Here is a 2744-nt window from a genome sequence, read left to right as displayed (position 1 = left end):
GTAAGTGCAAAATAATTCGACGGATTGTGTTGCCCTAAAAAATATCCCATAATAATCAATAGAGAATGCAAGCATTTTACTTCATCTTTTCTTGCTAGAAATGATAGATGCGAGCATTTTACTCTATTCAAGTTATGGAGGTGTGCTCATGAAAAGCAAAAGAATACCTGTCGAAGAACAATACCGTCTCATCATGGAATGCCGTCAAAGTGGATTGACAGATCATCAATGGTGTGTGGAACATGATATCAAGCCAGGAACTTTTTACAACTGGGTAAAAAGACTGCGTCAGAAAGGTTGTGTGGATTTGCCGGCGTCAACTGGACGCACCTATCGCGCACCAGAAAGCCAGGAAGTTGTCAGAGTGGAGTTTCATGATACTGACCCGATTCCTTATGAACAGCCATTAAATGTAATTCCGGCAGCTACGGAAAGGAATAACTTTTCTGTAGCAGAGTCAATGAAGCTGTCTATAGGCAGCTTTCATCTAACAATACCAAATGGAACAGATCCTCAGCTTCTGGCTCAAACGCTTCGAATTGTGAAGGAGCTGGAATGTTAGGGGATATCACAGCCGCCGATGAAATCTATATCGTAACAGGCAGAACGGATATGCGGAAATCCATTGACGGGCTGTGTGCTATTGTAGAGGATCAACTCCATATGGATCCAAGGCGAAGTGCCCTGTATCTTTTCTGTGGAAAACGTTGTGACAGGATCAAAGCTTTGCTCTGGGAATCTGACGGATTTGTGCTGCTGTATAAACGTATGGAAGTTCAGGGCAGGTTTCGCTGGCCCAGAAATCAGCTGGAAGTAAAACAATTGACCTGGCAGCAATTCGACTGGCTCATGTCCGGGCTTGAAATCGAACAACCCAAGGCATTCAAACCTACGGAATGATCGCGTAAAACATCTATGCCAACCAACAGAAACGGAGGGGCTTCTCACCCTGTATCATGTCTGAAATCCCTTGTAAATGCTGGGTTTTCTGCTTCTTTTTCATTGCTTTTTATGGTATAATAAGAGCAGTGAAAAAGGAGCAGAAAACATATGGCTGGCAATTCAAAAGATTCAAAAATCCTTGCGTACAAGGACATGATCAACCAACTGAATAAGACGATTTCCACACAGACAGAACTGATCCAGTCTTTACAAAAAACATTGGAAACAGACCGGCTGGAAAAAGAAAACTTTCGTCAGCAGATTGAATATCTCACGAAGAAACTTTTTGGTACTTCCAGTGAAAAACGGAAAGATATCGATGGCCAGTTGAATCTTTTTGATGAAGCCGAGCAGGAAGCAGATCCGACATGGGAACAGGAACTTCCTGATGACATCACTGTTCCGGAACATAAGAGAAAAGCAAGACGGACACATGCTGATCTCTTTAAAAATGTTCCTTCCTGCGACGAGATCATTTCTCTTCCGGAGGAGGAGCGAAACTGTCCAACCTGCGGAACGCAGATGGAATGTATTGGGAAAGAATTCGTCCGCCATGAATTTCGTTTTACCCCTGCCAAGGGAAAAGTAGTAAATATCTATCGTGAAACCTATAAATGCCCGGAGTGTGCCATATCAGAGGAACATCCGGATGATCAGACATTTGTCAAAGCCCCTGTTCAGGAAGCATTGATCCCGGAAAGTTATGCATCGGAATCCGTTGTCGGATGGGCAATGCACCAGAAGTACCAGAATGGTCTGCCGTTAAACAGGCAGGAAGAGGACTGGAAGCAACTGGGTGTCCCATTAAGCCGGGCTACGCTTGCTAACTGGATCATTTACTGTGCCGAGAATTATCTCCGTCATGTTTATGATTATTTTCACCGTCAGTTACGGATGCGTAAATATCTGATGGCAGATGAAACCCGGGTTCAGGTACTGAATGAGCCGGAGCGTAATCCTGAAACGGATTCCTGGATGTGGCTCTTCCGCAGTGGAGAAGACGGACTTCCGCCGATCCTGCTCTACCATTACACAGAGACAAGGGCAAAGTTCCATGCAGCATCTTTCCTACAGGGGTTCAGCGGATATCTGGAGACGGATGGATACCAGGGTTATAATAATCTGCCGGACATCAAACGCTGCTCTTGCTGGGCACATGTGAGACGTTACTTCACAGATGCCATACCGAAAGGGAAAGAGTATGATTACAGCCTTCCGGCAGTGCAGGGAGTACAGTTCTGTTCCAAGCTGTTTGATTGTGAGCGGTACTCAAAAGCAAAAAATCACACTGCGGAGCAGAGAAAACAATTTCGTCTTGAAAAGGAGAAGCCAATACTGGAGGCATTCTGGAATTGGCTGGATCAACAGCGCCCAAACAAAGGAACCCGTTTGGCGAAAGCGGTAAACTATGCCCAAAATCGGAAAGACACCCTGATGACTTATCTGGAAGACGGTCATTGCAGTTTGTCCAATAATCTTAGCGAGAATGCAATCAGGCCATTCACTGTCGGCCGGAAGAACTGGCTGTTCAGTGCCAGTCCGAAAGGAGCTGCCTCCAGTGCTATTGTGTATACAATGGTCGAGATGGCAAAAGCGAATGATCTGAATACCTATAAATATCTGACATATCTCTTATCACAGCGGCCAGACGATAAAATGTCAGATGAACAGTTGGAACAGCTTGCCCCATGGAGCGAGACTGCGAAAACGAACTGTCAAAACTAAAATAGAGTAAAACGCTTGCATCTATCATTTTGGTGCAAGCGTAATTCATGAGTAACGTAGCAATATTTTGCGCTTAC

3 protein-coding genes are annotated in these 2744 nt (G+C 44.8%); all 3 read left to right on the top strand.

Translation table 11 applies throughout. The features are described from left to right. Positions 1–148 precede the first annotated feature (148 nt). The 3 genes from tnpA to tnpC all read left to right on the top strand — a co-directional run bounded on the left by tnpA (position 149) and on the right by tnpC (position 2667). Complete coding sequence (tnpA, locus tag DXB83_RS16265; protein ID WP_199696599.1) at positions 149–562, top strand: IS66 family insertion sequence element accessory protein TnpA; 414 nt, start codon at positions 149–151, stop codon at positions 560–562. After that, positions 556–900, top strand: coding sequence for an IS66 family insertion sequence element accessory protein TnpB (gene tnpB, locus DXB83_RS16260; RefSeq protein WP_009246070.1), 345 nt, complete (start codon positions 556–558; stop codon positions 898–900). Before tnpA ends, tnpB begins: the two co-directional genes overlap by 7 nt. 150 nt (positions 901–1050) lie before the next feature. Next, positions 1051–2667 (top strand): IS66 family transposase, encoded by a 1617-nt coding sequence (gene tnpC, locus DXB83_RS16255; RefSeq protein WP_117762295.1) that lies wholly within the window; start codon positions 1051–1053, stop codon positions 2665–2667. The last annotated feature ends 77 nt before the right edge of the window (positions 2668–2744 follow it).

The organism is Blautia sp. OM06-15AC, assembly GCF_003481425.1.
GTDB classification, from domain to species: Bacteria; Bacillota; Clostridia; order Lachnospirales; family Lachnospiraceae; genus Fusicatenibacter; species Fusicatenibacter saccharivorans.
This window is presented reverse-complemented; position numbering and strand designations above follow the sequence as displayed.

Excerpts from the sequence above, each read along its gene's own strand:
- tnpA (WP_199696599.1), top strand. The coding sequence starts at position 149 with ATGAAAAGCAAAAGAATACCTGTCGAAGAACAATACCGTCTCATCATG.
- tnpC (WP_117762295.1), top strand. The coding sequence starts at position 1,051 with ATGGCTGGCAATTCAAAAGATTCAAAAATCCTTGCGTACAAGGACATG.
- tnpB (WP_009246070.1), top strand. The coding sequence starts at position 556 with ATGTTAGGGGATATCACAGCCGCCGATGAAATCTATATCGTAACAGGC.